The 18,100-nt window shown below is 40.4% G+C and carries 19 protein-coding genes and 1 tRNA gene; 6 read left to right on the top strand and 14 right to left on the bottom strand.

Going from position 1 to position 18,100, the window contains the following annotated elements; genetic code table 11:
* Window positions 1–54: 54 nt before the first annotated feature.
* Window positions 55–1,470, top strand: a complete 1,416-nt coding sequence (gene sthA, locus F887_RS07195) for a Si-specific NAD(P)(+) transhydrogenase (RefSeq protein ID WP_005294934.1) — start codon at window positions 55–57, stop codon at window positions 1,468–1,470.
* Window positions 1,471–1,549: 79 nt separating this feature from the next.
* Window positions 1,550–2,023 carry a DUF3465 domain-containing protein gene (locus F887_RS07200; RefSeq protein WP_005294932.1) on the top strand — a complete coding sequence of 158 codons (474 nt, stop codon included), beginning with the start codon at window positions 1,550–1,552 and terminating at the stop codon, window positions 2,021–2,023.
* 40 nt (window positions 2,024–2,063) lie between these two features.
* Here the strand turns inward: F887_RS07200 and F887_RS07205 are convergent, their stop codons facing one another.
* The 11 genes from F887_RS07205 to F887_RS07255 all read right to left on the bottom strand — a co-directional run bounded on the left by F887_RS07205 (window position 2,064) and on the right by F887_RS07255 (window position 10,839).
* Complete coding sequence (locus F887_RS07205) at window positions 2,064–2,516, bottom strand: Mpo1 family 2-hydroxy fatty acid dioxygenase (RefSeq protein WP_005294930.1); 453 nt, start codon at window positions 2,514–2,516, stop codon at window positions 2,064–2,066.
* Between the two features lie 139 nt (window positions 2,517–2,655).
* Window positions 2,656–3,267 carry a septal ring lytic transglycosylase RlpA family protein gene (locus F887_RS07210; RefSeq protein ID WP_005187649.1) on the bottom strand — a complete coding sequence of 204 codons (612 nt, stop codon included), beginning with the start codon at window positions 3,265–3,267 and terminating at the stop codon, window positions 2,656–2,658.
* A 289-nt stretch (window positions 3,268–3,556) separates the two neighbouring features.
* Window positions 3,557–4,558 carry a lytic murein transglycosylase B gene (gene mltB / locus F887_RS07215; RefSeq protein WP_005294928.1) on the bottom strand — a complete coding sequence of 334 codons (1,002 nt, stop codon included), beginning with the start codon at window positions 4,556–4,558 and terminating at the stop codon, window positions 3,557–3,559.
* A gap of 19 nt (window positions 4,559–4,577) precedes the next feature.
* Window positions 4,578–5,720, bottom strand: a complete 1,143-nt coding sequence (gene rodA, locus F887_RS07220) for a rod shape-determining protein RodA (RefSeq protein ID WP_005153833.1) — start codon at window positions 5,718–5,720, stop codon at window positions 4,578–4,580.
* Between the two features lie 154 nt (window positions 5,721–5,874).
* Window positions 5,875–6,534 (bottom strand): hypothetical protein, encoded by a 660-nt coding sequence (locus F887_RS07225; RefSeq protein ID WP_005294923.1) that lies wholly within the window; start codon window positions 6,532–6,534, stop codon window positions 5,875–5,877.
* 33 nt (window positions 6,535–6,567) lie between these two features.
* Window positions 6,568–7,383 carry an NADPH-dependent 7-cyano-7-deazaguanine reductase QueF gene (gene queF / locus F887_RS07230; RefSeq protein ID WP_005294920.1) on the bottom strand — a complete coding sequence of 272 codons (816 nt, stop codon included), beginning with the start codon at window positions 7,381–7,383 and terminating at the stop codon, window positions 6,568–6,570.
* Window positions 7,380–8,153 (bottom strand): ABC transporter permease, encoded by a 774-nt coding sequence (locus tag F887_RS07235; protein WP_005294917.1) that lies wholly within the window; start codon window positions 8,151–8,153, stop codon window positions 7,380–7,382. The genes queF and F887_RS07235 overlap by 4 nt, the downstream gene beginning before the upstream one ends.
* Entirely contained in the window at window positions 8,150–9,085 is a 936-nt protein-coding gene (locus F887_RS07240) for an ABC transporter ATP-binding protein (RefSeq protein ID WP_005294913.1), read from the bottom strand. Before F887_RS07240 ends, F887_RS07235 begins: the two co-directional genes overlap by 4 nt.
* 139 nt (window positions 9,086–9,224) lie before the next feature.
* Window positions 9,225–9,300 (bottom strand) — tRNA-Arg (locus F887_RS07245).
* Between the two features lie 125 nt (window positions 9,301–9,425).
* On the bottom strand, window positions 9,426–10,007 hold the full coding sequence (locus F887_RS07250; RefSeq protein WP_005294911.1) for a hypothetical protein: 582 nt from the start codon (window positions 10,005–10,007) through the stop codon (window positions 9,426–9,428).
* Between the two features lie 139 nt (window positions 10,008–10,146).
* Window positions 10,147–10,839 carry a 3'-5' exonuclease gene (locus F887_RS07255; RefSeq protein WP_005294908.1) on the bottom strand — a complete coding sequence of 231 codons (693 nt, stop codon included), beginning with the start codon at window positions 10,837–10,839 and terminating at the stop codon, window positions 10,147–10,149.
* Between the two features lie 243 nt (window positions 10,840–11,082).
* Between F887_RS07255 and F887_RS07260 the strand changes: the two genes are divergently transcribed.
* On the top strand, window positions 11,083–12,333 hold the full coding sequence (locus F887_RS07260; protein ID WP_005294905.1) for an alpha/beta hydrolase family protein: 1,251 nt from the start codon (window positions 11,083–11,085) through the stop codon (window positions 12,331–12,333).
* Window positions 12,334–12,575: 242 nt separating this feature from the next.
* Entirely contained in the window at window positions 12,576–13,829 is a 1,254-nt protein-coding gene (gene glyA / locus F887_RS07265) for a serine hydroxymethyltransferase (RefSeq protein WP_005294902.1), read from the top strand.
* Between the two features lie 143 nt (window positions 13,830–13,972).
* On the opposite strand, the gene F887_RS07270 is transcribed toward glyA, so the two are convergent.
* A complete protein-coding gene (locus tag F887_RS07270; protein ID WP_005294900.1) occupies window positions 13,973–14,401 on the bottom strand; it encodes a hypothetical protein in 429 nt (142 codons plus the stop codon).
* Window positions 14,402–14,638: 237 nt separating this feature from the next.
* On the bottom strand, window positions 14,639–15,106 hold the full coding sequence (yiaA, locus tag F887_RS07275; RefSeq protein ID WP_005294896.1) for an inner membrane protein YiaA: 468 nt from the start codon (window positions 15,104–15,106) through the stop codon (window positions 14,639–14,641).
* Window positions 15,107–15,354: 248 nt separating this feature from the next.
* Between yiaA and prfA the strand changes: the two genes are divergently transcribed.
* A complete protein-coding gene (gene prfA, locus F887_RS07280; RefSeq protein WP_005294893.1) occupies window positions 15,355–16,443 on the top strand; it encodes a peptide chain release factor 1 in 1,089 nt (362 codons plus the stop codon).
* The gene (prmC, locus tag F887_RS07285) at window positions 16,443–17,258 is read left to right on the top strand and encodes a peptide chain release factor N(5)-glutamine methyltransferase (RefSeq protein WP_005294891.1); all 816 of its coding nucleotides are present in this window, start codon (window positions 16,443–16,445) and stop codon (window positions 17,256–17,258) included. The genes prfA and prmC overlap by 1 nt, the downstream gene beginning before the upstream one ends.
* Here the strand turns inward: prmC and F887_RS07290 are convergent.
* Complete coding sequence (locus tag F887_RS07290) at window positions 17,255–18,100, bottom strand: ABC transporter permease (protein ID WP_005294890.1); 846 nt, start codon at window positions 18,098–18,100, stop codon at window positions 17,255–17,257. The genes prmC and F887_RS07290 overlap by 4 nt on opposite strands.

The following is an 18,100-nucleotide window of genomic DNA, read 5'->3' as shown; positions in this document are numbered from 1 at the left end:
GCATATTGGTTATCATAGATAAAGCAAAACGGTTAAGAGACAAAGGAGCTTTGAATGCCACGTAAGAAAGAGGTCGTTGGTGGGAATATTGTTAAATATGATGCAGTAATTCTCGGTTCTGGCCCAGCTGGCGAAGGCGCGGCAATGAAGCTTGCAAAAGCAGGTAAACGTGTTGCAATCGTTGATGTTCGTGATCAACTCGGTGGTAACTGCGCGCACGTAGGAACAATTCCAAGTAAAGCTTTACGTCAAACAGTTTCAAGTATTATTCGTTATCAACGTGACCCAATGTTTCAAAAAGTAGGTGAGTGGAAACAATTCACCATGAAACAGGTACTACGTAATGCGCATAAAGTCATTCAACAGCAAGTTGATACGCATACACGTTTTTACGATCGCAATAAGATCGAAGTTTTTCACGGTCGCGCATATATCCAAGATAAAAACACTGTACTGATTTTCGGTCAGGATGGTATTAAAGACACCATTATTTGTAAGCAAATCGTGATTGCAACGGGTAGTCGTCCATATCAACCCAAAGGTTTAGATTTCAATCATCCACGTGTGTTCGATTCAGACAAGATTCTTGACCTTGATTATTCAATCCAGAAAATCATCATTTATGGTGCAGGTGTCATTGGTTGTGAATATGCTTCTATTTTCATCGGTCTGGATCATAAAGTTGATTTGATCAACACCCAGCAAAAGCTTTTAAGCTATCTTGATGATGAAATTGCCGATGCCTTGTCATATCACTTACGCGAGCAAGGTGTATTGATTCGTCACAATGAGCAAATTGATCGTTTAGAGACCTTTGATGATCATGTGGTTTTACATTTGCTTAGTGGTAAGAAGATTAAGGCAGATGCGATCTTGTGGTGTAATGGTCGTTCAGGGAATACTGATGGACTTGGTTTGGAAAATGTGGGCTTAGTACCGAATGGTCGTGGTCAATTGATGGTGAATGATCAATATCAAACTGAAGCAGAAAATATTTTTGCTGCTGGCGATGTGATTGGTTGGCCTTCACTTGCTTCGGCTGCGTATGACCAAGGTCGTTGCGCGGGTGCAAATATGGTTGGTGAGAAAAATGTGAAGCCAATCCGTGATGTACCAACAGGGATTTATACCATTCCAGAGATTTCTTCGATTGGTAAGACTGAGCAAGAGTTAACGGAAGAAAAAGTACCATACGAAGTGGGACAAGCATCTTTCCGTCATTTGGCTCGTGCACAGATTACGGGTGATACCGTCGGTGAATTAAAGATCCTGTTCCATCGTGATACTTTAGAAGTATTGGGGATTCACTGCTTTGGTAATAATGCAGCAGAGATTATTCATATTGGGCAAGTGGTGATGCACAGTCCGAACAATACCTTGAAGTATTTTGTTGAAACCACATTCAACTATCCAACGATGGCTGAAGCGTATCGTGTTGCGGCTTTAAATGGTATGAATCGTTTGTTCTAAGCTACATAGACATTGTATGATCAAAATGCCAATCAACTCGATTGGCATTTTGCTATCTTGGACTAAATCATAGGTAAGTATGAAAAATCAAAAAAATAATCTGATGATTGTTGCTATCGTCTTGCTGGTTGCTGCGTATTTAGGTTTTGATTTTAAGCAAAAACAAAATACAAGCAGTGATTCTCAAGCGTCGAATACGAGTCGCGCCGTTGCAGTTGATGATCAACATAAAATCATGCAGGCTTATCAGCAGCAGCGAAGTAATGTGCAAGTCCAAGCGCAAGGTGTTGTGAAAGCAATTTTGCCAGATGACAATGAGGGTTCAAGACATCAGAAAATGATTCTTAAACTAGAGAATGGTTTAACCGTTCTGATTGCGCACAATATCGATTTGGCGCCAAGAGTAGAAGGGTTGAAAAAAGGCGAGACCGTTGAGTTTTTTGGTGAATATGAATACAGCCAAAAGGGCGGCGTCATTCATTGGACCCACCATGATCCGCGTGGAAAACACATCGATGGTTGGCTTAAATATCAAGGGAAAATGTATCAATAACATTTCCCCTTGGTCAGTTACTTGCATGATATACGCTAAATTAGCCTGTAATCGCCAATTTTTGACGAATTTTCCATTTAGGTAGGACTTTAGCTAAATAAGCGTCCATGCACCATACAGGGCCAATAAGGAGGAATTGTAAATCTTTAAAGAATGAAGGTTTCTTGCCTTCAACTTTATGCCCATAAAATTGCCCAATCCACGCAATCACAAAAACACCGATATAAAATCCAACCCCTACTGGCAAGATCACAATTAACCACGCCATGACTGCTAATAACGCTGCCATCGCCACAGCTAAAACAATATCTAAACGGGCATAAAAGACAAGGGTTAATACTAGAAGCAATGCAGTCAGCAAGGTACTAAAGTGAGCCAGAATACCGATAATTGAAAAAAGGATAGCTGGGACGCAGACCCAATGGATTTTTTTATTGGTTTGGTTCTGGTGACTGTCACTGTATTCATCAAACCATTCATCAATTGATTTCACATTGCTCTCCTTGCGATACTCATTTTTCTTGCTTCAATATACCGAAGAAAAGAATAGGGCGTAAAGGATTAAAAATGGGAACCGACAAAAATAAAAAAAGCCGCACTAGACGACTTTTTTGAGTGTGATGTCTTAACGATTAAGAGTTAGGACCATCGACACGTTCAATGCTCACATTACCTGTACCTGAGTTAGACATACCCAGTTGCTTTGCAGCACCATAAGATAAGTCTAGAACACGGTTACCATGGAATGGACCACGATCATTAACTTTTACAACAACACTTTTACCATTGTCTTTGTTTGTCACACGGATATAACAGTTTAAAGGAAGGCTACGGTGTGCAGCAGTCATAGCATTCATATCGAATGTTTCACCGCTTGCTGTTTTGCGACCATGGAATTGACGACCATACCACGATGCAACGCCATTTTGGCTGAATTTACGAACGGTGTTCGAAGCAACAGTATTCAGTTTTTCAATCACTGAAGGCTCTTCTGCTGGGATATCGATCTTAGCAGCGATCGTTTGGCGACGTACTTTGTCACCAGAACTCTCAGTGATTGAAAGACTATTAACGTTTGAAAAACGAGAATTAAAATTTTGAGAATCTTTGCTTAGTACGCGGGCAGCCAAATTAGAACCTTCCACATCATTGGTTAATGATGAAGACTGTACCATTTCAGCATGTAACGGGCTTAAACTTAAGCCTGCCGTCAGCGCTAGAATATATTTTAGCGAAAACTGCATTGTATAAACTCCTAGAGAACATGCTTTTCTATTTCAATAAAAACCTTGAAATATAGTGCACATGTCTAATTATTCACTTTTGCAATTACTTTTAACTTGGGGCGATAATATTCATCGCTTACGAAGTGTGTCTAGTCTTTAACGATAAATAGTTACAAAAAGGGCAAAAACTTACAGTTTCTGATTATAAAATAATCAATATTGTAACAATTTATGAATTTTGCTGAATATATGTACTTTTTAAATAAAAAAATTATTGACTTTTCATAATGTTTAAAAAAAAGCTAGCCTATCGGCTAGCCACTTCTGTGCCCAATAACCATACAGCTGTCGCATACATGCGGCTTTTGTTGTAGGTCGTAATGACTTGGAAATTTGGATAAGTAATATAGTAAATTGGACCAAATTGATCTTGTAATTGAATGACATTGACTAAATCTAGGTCATCAATTTTTACCAATGGGTCAATTGGTGCCACTCCCAATTTTTTCAATTCACCATAAGGAACTGGCTGGGTCAAATCTTTCGCAATGATACTATCTGGATTGTTCCCCAAGTAGCGAGCAGGGAAGCCAATTGGACGATCACGTTCCCAACCATGTTGAGCTAAATAGTTAGCAATTGAACCAATGGCATCAGCTGCAGAGTTTCTTAAATCGATATGACCATTGCCATCATAGTCCACACCCAGTTTTTGAATATTACTTGGCATAAATTGAGGGTAGCCAATGGCACCCGCATATGAACCGACAATACTGTTGGTTGGATAACCTTCTTTGTACGTCCACGAAATCAAAGCTGCTAATTCGTCACTAAAATAGTCAGCACGACGTGGGTAACCGAATGCAAGCGTTGCTAAGGCGTCTCTAGTAATGAAAGAGCCTTTATTGGCGCCATAGCCAGTCTCTACGCCTAAAATACCGAGAATCACGGATTTAGGGACACCATATTGCTGCTCAGCGCGATTCAGTACATCTTCATACTGGCTTTTAAAACGTGCACCACGTTGAATGGTGCCTTCGACTAAAAACATCGAGCGATATTGATACCAAGGCTTGCTTTCACCAGGACGTGTCATGATGTTCAAGATATTGGGTAAATTGCGTGCACCGCTCATGGCTGCATCAATTTGCTCGCTGCTTAAGCCATAGGTCGTCATTGCTTTTTGTTTAAACGCAAAGTAATTAGGATGGTTATAAAATTCATTTGCTTGTGCCCAATTGCTGCTCAAGAATAAACCAGCGCTTAAAGTTAAAAATTTAAAAGTTTTATTTAAAGTAGGAAGAAACATAAGTTTATAAAATTCCTCATTATCGATGTGTATGAATAGACATAACCAGTCCAAAAGTTGACATAAGAGTAATAATTGCAGTTCCACCATAACTCATGAACGGCAAAGGCACACCTACCACAGGTAAAATACCACTGACCATGCCTGCATTTACAAATACATAAACAAAAAATGACAAACCAAAGGCACCTGCAACCAAACGACCATAGTTATGGAAGCTTTGTAGGCCAATCTGGAATGTTCTGAAAATAATTGCACAATAAAGTAAGATCAGCAGGGTGACGCCAATCAAGCCAAATTCTTCTGAGTAGGCGGCAATAATAAAGTCAGTATGACCTTCGGGTAAAAAGTGTAGATGGGATTGGGTTCCCTCTAAAAAGCCTTTACCTGAAAAACCACCAGAACCAATAGCAGTTTTAGACTGAATAATATTCCAACCTGTTCCTAGCGCATCCGCTTCTGGGTTAAATAAAGTCAAAACACGTTGACGTTGATAGTCGTGTAGTAAGAACTCCCATGCAATTGGAATAATAATACCCGCGACACCTGCTGCACCTGCGATCAATTTCCAAGAAAGGCCACTCAGGAAAAGTACAAAAATACCACTCGCAAGTACCAGTAAGGATGTGCCTAAGTCGGGTTGTTCTGCAATAAGTAGAAAAGGCACCACAATCAGCATTAAGGATAGAATGACTTGAGAGAAGCTTGGTGGTAATGCTTTGCGTGACAGGAACCAAGCCACCATCATCGGCATGCCGATTTTCATAAACTCACTGGGCTGCACACTACCAAAGCCTGGAATATCGATCCAACGCTGTGCACCCATACGGACTTCACCAAAAACCACAACAGCAAGCAGTGATAACACGCCAAACACATAAAAGTAGGGTGAAAATGCCTGATAAACTTTGGGTGGAATCTGAGCCAAACTGAACATCACCACAAAACCAATTCCAAAGCTGATGGCTTGTTTGGTCACGAGTCCTACATCTTGTGCTGAAGCACTGTATAAAACAGTCAAACCAAGTGTGGCATTGAGCACTAAAAATAGGCACAGCCAAGGATCAAGGTGCAGTTGTTGCCAACGAGAAGGGTGATTGGCTGTGCTTAAGCCATCCCGAGGTGCTTGGCGTAAAAATTTGTATTGTGGGCTTGGAGACATGCGATTCTAAATCAGGTAAATCAACGCTTCGCGAATGCTAACATAAACGCTGATTTAGACAATGCAAATTTAGAAATTGTGACATTTATAAGGGATTAATTTGGCATAAAAAAAGCGACGATTTTGCAATCGTCGCTTTCGCATAAGATAAAACTTATTTTTGTACCAATAACTGATCGAAGTGCTTAGTAAATACTTCGAGTTCAACTTGGCTCAAGCTTGGAATCAATTTCTTAATGACGATATGAACTGCTGTTTCAACACCACTGGTTGCAACACTGGCAACACCGCGTTTGACCATACCTAGACCAAGGGTCTTGTTGTATTCAGTCATAAAGTGGTGAGTCAATGCATCCGCAAATGATTTGAACTGTTTTGTCAAAGCATCACGTTGTTCTTTACCATTTCCAGCTGCAACTTCAGCAAAGCTCTTTTTCATATCGCTTACTAGGCTGTCGGGTAACGCTGTACCAATACGCTGTTTACCTTCATTATCGATAAACAGGCTTTTTTCCATGAATGCTAATGATTCAAGTACTTGTTCGTTTGAAGCCTTGCCCAATAGTTGCTTCATTAAAGTTTCAACAATGCTGCGAATTTTAATCGCAAGTCCTTCGGTGGTATCTCGTTTGTCACTTGGTGGAAATTGTTGAACCAAGTGAACCAACATGGTGTCAATTAACTCATCAGTAAGCTGTAGAGAAATTTTGTCACGTAAAGGGTATTGTGGCTCTTTACTGTCACGATTGGCTTGTGCAAGTTGAATGTCCTGACTCAAACTTGCTGACGGAAGAATCCCGAAATAACTGGTCATTGAAGAACGTCCTCTATATCAAATTTATTCGTTTTATTGTCGTGCCAAGCGAATTGGCTCGGGCATCCATGACAAATCGGATACTCGGCACGGGTTAATATCCAAGCCCCCACGACGAGTATAAGTTGCATAGACCATCAGTTTTTCTGGTTTCAGCAGTTGCCAAATATCTGCAAATATTTGCTCAACACATTGTTCATGGAAACCATTATGCTGACGGTACGAGATAATATAAGCTAAAACGCTGCGATAACAAGGTTTTTTACCTTGTAAACGAATAAAAACCGTGCCCCAATCGGGTTGCCCAGTCACAGGGCAATTACTTCTCAATAAATGCGAGTACAGCTCGATTTCAGCCTCATCTTCGACTGTTGCATCTAATTGCAACAAAGTTGAGTCAGGGTGCTCTGATAAACGCTCAGGGATTAGATCATCGATACAAATCCCTTTGGGTTTAGAAATCGCTAAATCATCGACTTGAAACAGTTGTAATTCAACTTTTGCACCCGCAACATTCGATAAATCACGTTCAACGGTTTCAACAAAGCTTTGCTGAGACTCAAATTGGGTAAAATTCATACCATTGAAATAGAGTTTAAGTGACTTCGATTCAATTAAGTTTGGGGAACTGGCTGGCAGCGTTAAACGGCCAATCGCAACTTGCGGTAAACCAATCGAATTCAACCATGAAATTTCAAAAACATGCCACCAGTCTTTACCCTGAGTAATCCCTTCAATATGTGCATATTGTTGACGAGATTCAGCACGGGCAATTGGAAATAAAACTTCTGGCTGATATTGGGTAGGGTATTGGGTATCTTTACCCAATAAAGAATGTTCAACACTCATTCACGCATTCCTGAACCACGAGCTAATAAATGATATGCAATTGCATAGAGGACAACACAGCACATCGTCACAATGCCAAGTGACAAAGAAACATTGACATCGCTATGACCTAAAATACCAAAACGGAAGGCATTGACCATATATACAATTGGATTAACTAAAGAGACGTTTTGCCAAAAAGGGCTGAGTGCACTAATGGCATAGAACACACCACCTAAATAGGTGAGTGGGGTCAATACGAAGGTCGGGATAATTGAAATATCATCGAATGACTTCGCATACACGGCATTAATAAAGCCACCCAGAGAAAATAATAATGATGTAATAATGACGGTATATATTGTCACAAATAAATTATAAATTTCTAAATGGGTGAAGAATAAGCTCATTATGGTCACAATCAAGCCAACCAGAACACCACGGCTCACACCACCAATCACGTAACCCCACAGGATTAAGTGTAATGGCACGGGACTCATAATCAATTCTTCAATACTTTTTTGGAATTTTGCACTGAAGAAACTTGAAGAAACGTTGGCATAACTGTTGGTAATGACTGCCATCATGATCAAGCCTGGCACAATGAATTGCATATAGCTAAAGCCACCCATTTCGCCAATGCGTGAACCCACCAGATTCCCGAAGATCACAAAGTACAAACTCATGGTGATGGCAGGTGGAAGCAGGGTTTGTGGCCAGATTCGCATAAAACGACGAATTTCTTTAACAACTAAAGTCCAAAGCGCAGTTTTTAATTGACTGAAATTCATTCATTCGCTCCTGCAAGGTTTTTTTCGACCATTTTCACGAATAATTCTTCTAAGCGATTGGATTTATTACGCATACTGCTGACTTGGATATTCTGCGACTGTAATAACAAGAATAGGTCATTCATGCTATGCGCTTTATCCATCGTGACTTCCAATGTCACTGGATCAATCAAATTAAATTTGAAACCAATGATATTCAGGTCAAATGAGTCGATTGGTTCAGCTAAATCACAAATAAATGATTCTTCATTCAGCTGATTGAGGAAACCTTTCATGGAGGTATCTTCTTTAATTACGCCACGATCAATAATCGCAATACGACGACACAGCATTTCTGCTTCTTCTAGATAGTGTGTAGTCAAAATAATGGACGTACCGTTCTCATTCATTTCTGTCAGGAAGTCCCACATCGAACGACGCAGTTCGATATCTACGCCCGCAGTCGGTTCATCCAGAATCAGCAATTTTGGTTCATGCATCATGGCACGTGCAATCATTAAACGGCGTTTCATACCACCAGAAAGCATACGTGATTGAATATTACGTTTTTCCCATAAACCTAATTTTTCTAGATAATGCTCAGCACGTTGCTCAGCCAGTTTCTTGGGAATGCCGTAGTAACCCGCTTGAGTTACTAGAATATCGAAAGTTTTTTCGAATTGACCAAAGTTAAATTCTTGAGGAACAACGCCAAGACATTGTTTTGCATGTGAAGGATGGGTATCTAAGTTATGCCCAAAAATTTCAACTGAACCAGATGTTTTTTTGGTTAAAGAGCTAATGATACTGATCGTGGTTGATTTGCCTGCACCATTAGGTCCTAACAATGCATAGAATTCGCCTTCAGGAACGGTAAGGTCAATTCCTTTTAACGCCTGAAAACCATTACGATAGGTTTTGGACAAATCGCTCAACACCAAAGCATCAGTCATAAACGTCTCACGTTGTTAAATAGAACGCGTATTTTGAGCGATATGAAAAAATAAACCAAGTAGAAAAATAGGTTTATGGCGTGTTAAAAACAGAACGCTTATAAAAAGAGAGAATATATAGAAGAGGAGGAAGGTGCAATGGTGCGCTCAGCGGGACTCGAACCCACGCCACAGGCTTCGGAGACCTGTACTCTATCCAGTTGAGCTATGAGCGCATGTATGCGTGCCACATCATAGGCAAAAAACACAGGTAGGTAAATATCTACCTTTCAATAAAGCTACTTCTTGTTTATTAAAACATCAATTTTATTCTCGACTTATCGATATTCAGTACATCTGGCTATAAATGCTGTACCGAGTAGTTAATTAGTTTTAGTGTTTGGTTCAATTGGCTTGGCGGAATTCGTGATTCTTGTAATGAAGTAATCCATTGCATTTGACAGGCTTTGAGTTGTTGTAGTGAGCTAATCGATTGAATCTTTTGTACCAAGGGGCGAGCCATCAGACCACAATATGTGGTGAGTGTCTGAATCATCACTTGCTGAATTTCTACAAAAGGAAGTTTCTCTAGCTCAATGATTTCGGGCTCGACTTGCGCTTCAAGTTGAATAGATGTTGGTGCAAAGGCTAGAGTTTCATGTGCAGCAACAGCTGTTGGTACAGACTCGAGATGATTATTTTTTTGTTCTGGCTCTATACTTTCTTTGCTAGAGATAGGCGTTACTTGTTCTGCTAACAGTCCCATATCAATCAGTTGCTGAACCAACTCCGTGGGTGCAATCCTTTCCTTATAGTCTTGATCCAGTTCTTTGAAGTCTTCATGATCAATTAAAAGCAATAAACGACGTTGACGCGCAGTCAGTGCAATACTACGTTCTTGTAAGGCGGTTTGCCCAAGCTCTGTTTTAAAAAAATGTGACATCTCTTAATCTCCCCCAATCAAGATCTAGACGGAGATTAAGATAAGGTTAAAAAATGACAATAATGTTAACAAATTATTAAATATCATTGCCTTGTTTAAAGTAACTGGCAAATAACTTACAAACTGAGAACTTTATCTTTTATTTGACTAGTTTTGCTTCTAAGGCTTTGCGTAAATATGGGTCAAGATCATCCTGACGCATCAGCCATTGAATATAGTCAGCAGGGAGATCTTGAATGGCTGAACCTTTGTGTTTGCCAAAAGTAATTGTTTTGGGAATACGCGCTTCTTCTGAGGCAATATAAAGTTGTTCAATATCTTGAATGTTAAGTTGATGGATGATGTGCATCAAGATATTCGCAGTCAGGATAATATCGGCATCTGCACGATGTGCACCTTTAAGCATTTCACGTGCTTTGTCACTGCCTTTTGAAATCAAGTAAATCAAAGCTGAAATGTTATGCGCTTCGGCATCTTCCCAAACACGACGTGCTAAAGCCAAGGTACAAATTGGTTTTAATTTTGAGGTGTCAACACCACAACGCGCAATAGCTGCAATATCGTAGTCAACATTATGTCCAATGATATAAGTGGTTTCAGAAGGAAGCTGAAACTCATTATAAAAAGGTTGGTCAATCAGATCTGACTCTAAAATGTGATGTACCGCCATTGCAGCGAATGAGATAGGTTGACCCACTTGATAAAGCTGATCAAAAATTTGTTTTTTATCGAGACTTAATTTTCCGTTTTCAATTTCAATTGGGGCATAAGCAATTTCAATTGGCAAACCATTTAGCGTATGTGTTTCAGTATCTAAGATGATTGCTTGCATAAAGTTGACCTAGCTTGAGTTGAGAGTTTGACTATCTTACAAGAAATCCACAGCAAGCTGTGTTGAATGCGATCGCATCAATTTCAATTTTTGAAATTTTCTAAGGGGTTTGAATAAATAAGCAGCAAAATAAAAAAATACTTGAACAATTTGTTATTAAGCGCATTCTAATGGAAGCATTTGCCTTAGTAAAAGAAATGCTAAGCATTAAAATGACAAGAAATATAGTTAAGGAAAAACTACATGAATATGAAATTACTAACAATTGCAATGTTAGGCTCTAGCCTGTTATTAACTGCCTGTGGTGGCAGTGATGGTGATACAATTTATACCTTTAAACCAGAGGTTCCAGAGAACAATATCAAAGATCCTGTGGTTGGTATTCCAGTTAATTATACATTAGACGGGATGGCTGCTGTATCAGCAGATAGTGTTGTCATGACGTATAAAATGCTCGGGGTGAATGATAAGGAAGTACAGGCCACAGCTCTTGTCTTTACACCACAATCACCAGCACCCGCGAATGGTTGGCCAATCGTTGTTTGGGCCCATGGTACAACAGGGGTAGCAGATCAATGTGCACCAAGTAAACAGGGTTTAAAAGGCAATGAATACCTTCTAAAAGCACTTTTGGCTTCGGGCTATGTCGTTGTAGCACCTGATTATGAAGGATTAGGTGAGCCAAGTGGACAAGAAGCTCATCCATTTTTAAATGTTAGAAGTGAAGCATATTCAATTACCGATGCTGTGGTAGCAGCCCGTGCTTATTTAACTGGTTTAGGTAAAAAGACCAATGGACAATGGCTTGCAGTCGGTCATTCACAAGGCGGACAAGCTGTTCTTGGTGCTGCACAATATCAAAGCCGAGCAAAGTTGGATTATAAAGGTACTATTGCAGTTGCACCCGCATCGAATCTGGGATTAATTCTAGCTGGCGGCGAACAAGCAGCAATTGGAAAGCCTGATCAGGTTCAAATTGATCTTTTAGCTCCATTGGATACCTTTACAGCCTTAATCACAGCTGGACTTAAAAACCAGAATCCAAGTTTAAGATTTAGTGATGTATTTAATACGCCGACTGATCTGATTGCAGCCAGTGCCGAAACCTCAGCTGAGAATTCAGCATGTTATGATGTTTTAGAAGATAGATTTAAACAGGCAATGAAAACGTATGTAGTAAAGAACCAGACTCTTCAAGGCTATCCAAGAACAAAAACAAATTTTATGGCGATACCTAGCATCAGTACTTTCTTAACTACAGATTCACAGCCATTGCAGAAAAAAGTAACAACACCTGTGATTATTTATCAAGGTGTAGCCGATGCCACAGTACCTAAACAAGTCACTGATTTATTGGTTGCTTCAGCCAAGACGGTTGGAACATCAATTCCTGATGCAAATTATCGGGTTGGTGCATGGGACCATACAACGGTTTATACGACAAATCTTGCAAAAATTGTGCAAGATGTGAATATTTTAATGCCAGTGAAATAGTAAAATTTTATGGAGTCTAACGCTCTTATTAATAGAGTATTAGACTCCAAAGGTAGTAGAGTAAAATTAAAATGTATAAAAAATAGCTGATTGATTTTAGTCCATTAAAGCCAATGCTAGTCATGAATAAATTTCACGAAGAATTAAATAAATATCAATCTCTGAAACCATAAACTTCATGCTACAATATGTGCCAATCTTTAGCACGGCTTAAAAGCCCTAATTTATAGGACCCTCCGCTAATGTTTGCCAATATTTCTATTGCTGAATTTGATCCAGAATTAGCTCAAGCGATTGCTTCTGAAGGCGTACGCCAAGAAGCACACATCGAGTTAATCGCATCTGAAAACTATTGCTCACCAGCTGTTATGGAAGCACAAGGATCAAAACTTACTAACAAATACGCAGAAGGCTATCCTGGCAAACGCTACTATGGCGGTTGTGAATATGTTGACGTGATTGAACAGCTTGCGATTGACCGCGCGAAAGCGTTGTTTGGTGCTGACTATGCAAACGTTCAACCACATGCAGGTTCACAAGCAAACTCTGCGGTTTACTTAGCGCTTCTTAACCCAGGTGATACTGTTTTAGGTATGAGCTTGGCTCACGGTGGTCACTTGACTCACGGTGCTAAAGTAAGTTTCTCTGGTAAAACATATAACGCAATTCAGTATGGTTTGAATACTGAAACTGGCGAAATTGATTATGAAGAAGTAGAACGTTTAGCGTTGGAACACAAGCCACGTATGATCGTTGCTGGTTTCTCTGCATATAGCCAAATCGTTGATTGGCAGCGTTTCCGTGACATCGCTGACAAAGTAGGTGCATACCTTTTTGTTGATATGGCGCATGTTGCTGGTTTGGTTGCTGCGGGTGTTTATCCTAACCCAGTTCAAATTGCAGACGTAACAACGACAACAACGCACAAAACACTTCGTGGTCCACGTTCAGGTTTAATCCTTGCTAAAGCAAATGAAGAAATCGAGAAGAAACTTCAATCTGCTGTATTCCCAGGCAACCAAGGTGGTCCTTTGATGCATGCAATTGCTGCTAAAGCAATCTGTTTCAAAGAAGCAATGTCTGATGAGTTCAAAACTTACCAACAGCAAGTGGTGAAAAATGCTCAAGCTATGGCTGAAGTATTAATTTCACGTGGTTTTGATGTTGTTTCCGGTGGTACAGAAAACCATTTATTCTTATTGTCTTTGATTAAACAAGACGTAACGGGTAAAGAAGTTGATGCTTGGTTAGGCTCAGCACATATCACAGTAAACAAAAATGCGGTTCCAAATGACCCACGTTCTCCGTTTGTGACTTCTGGTATCCGTATTGGTACACCAGCAGTGACGACTCGCGGTTTCGGTGAGGCTGAAGTACGTGAACTTGCAGGTTGGATCGCTGATGTGATCGACAGCAAAGGTGACGAGAAAGTTATCGCTGACGTGAAAGCAAAAGTTGAAGCTGTTTGTGCAAAATTCCCAGTATATGCAAACTAATTTGTATATCTAAAAAAAGCGCCGTAAGGCGCTTTTTTTATTTTTGTGGATTTAAAATCTTTAAATTAAATGAGGGATTTAATAACTGAAAAGTTGTCATAACGTGAAGATAATAAAAAAGCACCCGAAGGTGCTTTTTTGAATTAGTGATGACGATGCTTTCTTTTTTTCTTGTATTTTTTAGACTGGTAGTTGTCATAGTCACGGTCTTGACCTACTTTACGACCTAAAGCTGAACCACCTGCGGCACCAGCAGCAGCACCGATGTAGCCACCTGTTGTACCACCAAGGTTTTTACCCACTGTATAGCCACCAACACCACCTAAACCACCACCAATAGCAGCTTCAGTACGGGTACGTTTACTGCTTGCAGCAGCTGCACCACCAGCGCCACCTAGGGCAGAGCCAATCATTGCGCCGTTATTACCACCGATCTCTTTACCCAGTGCAGTACCAACTACACTACCAAGCGCAGAAGTTGCAGCAACACGGGTTGCATTATCAGCATGAGCGGCAGTAATGAGTGACGAACTTGCAAAGATTGCAGCACATAACCAAGCATTTAATTTCATTTTTGACTCCGTGTCCGAAATAAAGCGGACCTCTTTCTAATGGCAGCAAATGTAACAAAGTTTGAGTATGAAAATATGGAGAAGCTTTCCTGAATTATTATTCTTTGGTGTCTGGATTGTAGTGTTTTGTTGCTGGTAAGAATGAACAACGAGAGATAAGTTAGATTAAACAATAAGATAGTTAATCGACGCACAAAAAAAATGAAACCTTATTTTAAGGTTCCATTCATTTTTTAATTAATCTAATTGATCATCTTTTATCGATTGATCTTCGAGTTTTAGTTGTCGAGGATTCAGTTCAGTTTGCAGACGTAAATAATTTAAGTCACGAATATTCTTTTGCGTTGCGACTACACCAAATAGGCTTAATAGAAATGACATGATATAAAAGCCTTTCTCACTCATGGTCAGATCGGCATTCCATAAGCTAATCAATAAAAGAACGATACACACGGCCATCGAAGCCCAACATAAACCGTAATAAATAGCAGTGACTGGTATTTCTTCAAGTTGATCACGGACGGTTTTCTGTAAAGAGGCTGCTGAGAAAAGTCCATAGAGCATGATCACAAAATAATAGCCTTTTTCATGCAGCGGCATATTGGCATTCCACAAACCAATCATAAAGCCTATAGCGCCAGCGAGTAAGGCGACCCAACTTGCTGCAATAAAGGCCGAGGTTGGGCGATTTATAAAATTATTCATAGATTATCCTATTGTTTTATCTTTCTATTTATCCTCCATTATTTATATATAAGCCGACCTAAGAGAACAAGTCGTAAAAACTAAAACTGAACAATTTGTGATGAAATGAGTATGGATGAGTAAGTTGGCTGGATTGTCTATGTCTTTTAAGCGGTAGAGTCTGTAAACTATGCGCAATTTTTTGATTTTACTCGTGCTTCATTATTTTTTTGATCGCACTGAGTCTTTAGTTTTGAGATATTCCGCCCATGAAAGCATCACTCCGTTTAAGACTCGATCAACTTTGTGATCGTCACGAAGAGCTGACTGCATTACTCGCTGATGTAGAAGTGATTTCAGACAATAAACGTTTCCGTAAATTGTCTCGTGAACATAATGACCTAACTGAGATCACCGAGGTTTGGGGCAAATATCGTCAAGCTGAAGCAGATATCGAAACTGCTGAAATGATGAAGTCAGATCCTGATTTCAAAGATATGGCAGAAGAAGAAATCAAAGAAAACAAAGCGCTTTTGGTTGCACTGGAAGAGCAATTGAATGTGTTGATGATTCCAAAAGATCCCAATGATGCCAATTCAGCTTATCTTGAAGTCCGTGCTGGAACGGGTGGTGATGAAGCTGCGATCTTCTCGGGTGATTTATTCCGTATGTATAGTAAATATGCCGAAACACAAGGCTGGCGTATTGAAGTTCTTTCTGAAAATGAAGGTGAGCATGGCGGCTATAAAGAGATCATTTGCCGTATTGATGGTGAAGGTGTCTATGGTCGTCTGAAATTTGAGAGTGGCGCGCACCGTGTACAACGTGTTCCTGCGACTGAATCACAAGGTCGTGTACACACTTCAGCATGTACCGTTGCAATTCTTCCAGAAGTCGATGTTGATACCACAGTCGAAATTAACCCTGCCGATTTGCGTATTGATACGTATCGTGCATCAGGTGCAGGTGGTCAGCACATTAACAAAACTGACTCTGCGGTACGTATCACCCATATTCCATCTGGTGTTGTAGTGGAATGTCAGGAAGAACGTTCACAACATAAGAACAAAGCCAAAGCGATGGCTTTGCTAGTCTCTCGTTTAGAGAGTGCGAAACGTGCGGCAGCTGATGCGGCAACCTCGGAAATGCGCCGTGATTTGGTCGGTTCAGGTGACCGTTCCGAGCGTATCCGCACTTATAACTATCCGCAAGGTCGTATGACTGATCATCGTATCAACCTGACTTTGTATAAGTTAGATGCAGTTATGGAAGGTGATTTAACAGAATTACTGGATAGCTTACATCGTGAATATCAGGCGGATCAGTTGGCGATGCTTGCACAGGAAAATGGCGGCTAATGAATATTGCTCAAGCTTTAGAAATTAAAGGCGAAATTGATAGCTATGAACGTCAAGAGGCGGCATGGCTACTCGAGCATCTTTTAGGTGTGAATGCCTTGGAACTTAAATTGCGGCTTGAGCAAGAATTGACAGAAATGCAGGAGCAGGCCTATTTAGATGGGCTGGCTCGTATTGAACATGGCGAACCTTTGGCCTATATCACGGGTTCACAACCTTTTTGGACGCTCGATTTAAAAGTCACACATGACACTTTAGTACCACGCCCCGATACCGAAATACTGGTGGAAACGGTGCTGAAACTGCCGTTAAATCCTCAAGCCAATATTGTGGATTTAGGGACAGGAACGGGTGCAATTGCCTTGGCGCTTGCAAGTGAACGTCCACAGTGGCAAGTCACGGCAACGGATATTTATGCCCCAACTTTAGAAGTGGCTCAGGACAATGCTGTTCGACATGGTCTCATGCAGGTCAAGTTTGCCTGTGGCGCTTGGTTTGAAGCTCTAGAGCGTCAACAGTTTGATTTGATTGTTTCTAATCCGCCATATATTGATCCTGACGATGTGCATATGCAAAAGCTCAAGTCGGAACCTGAGCGCGCATTGATTGCCGACAAGCAGGGCATGGCGGATATTGAAACCATTATCATCCAAGGGAAAGACTGGCTCAATTCACAGGGTTGGATTGTGCTTGAGCATGGTTATGACCAAGGTCAAGCAGTACGAGATATGTTTGAGCAACAAGGTTTTGGGCAAATTCAGACCATCAAGGATTATGGTGGTAATGATCGTGTGACTTTGGCTTGTTGGGATTAAGTTTGTTTGTGAATGGTATCACGCCAGCGTAATAATCGATTTTCCAGCAATTTCATTAAACTGTCAGATACTTTGCCAAGCAAAGCCAATAGAATAATCGCAATGATGACAATATCTGGGCGTGAAGTTTCTCTGCCATCACTGAGTAAATAGCCAATCCCTTGTGTGGCCGCAATGAGTTCAGCCGCAATCATAAACATCCAAGAGAGACTTAAGCTATTACGTAAACCTGTCAGGATGCCTGAAGATGCAGCAGGTAATACTATGGATATCACCCGTTGAGATGCATTGAGGCGATAGACCTTTCCAACCTCAATCAGTTTGCGATCTACATTGTGTATCGCAGCAACTGTATTGGTATAGGTCGGAAAAAATGCACCAATTGCAATGAGCGTAATTTTAGACGATTCATCAATTCCTAGCCAAAGTAACAATAACGGAATCCAAGCAAGGCTTGGAATTGATTTGAGCGCCGAAAATGTTGGTTCTAAATAAGCTTCTACTTCTTTGCTTAAACCGACCCAAATTGCAAAAATTAAGCCCAAACCACTTCCCAGCGCAAAACCGACGAGAACCCGCCAAGTACTGATATAAATATGCTGCAGTAAATCACCTTGAGCCAACTCCCAAAAGGATTGCCACAAGCTACTCGGTGCTGGCAGTAAATAGGCTTCGATATAGCCATTTCTGACTAAAAACTCACAAAGTATTAACAACAGGATTGGCAGCAGCAGGGCTTTGAACCAAAGGTCGAGGTTTGGGTGAAAACGTTTTTTATTAGGCTGTGCATTTTGCTGAGTTAGAAAACCTGTTAACTCAGCTTTGTTGCTTGAGTTGCTCAT

The sequence above is a fragment of the Acinetobacter sp. NIPH 2100 genome (assembly GCF_000369805.1).
In the GTDB taxonomy this organism is placed as follows: Bacteria; Pseudomonadota; Gammaproteobacteria; order Pseudomonadales; family Moraxellaceae; genus Acinetobacter.
Note: the sequence above shows the minus strand (reverse complement) of the source record. Positions and strands in the feature narration are given on the sequence as shown.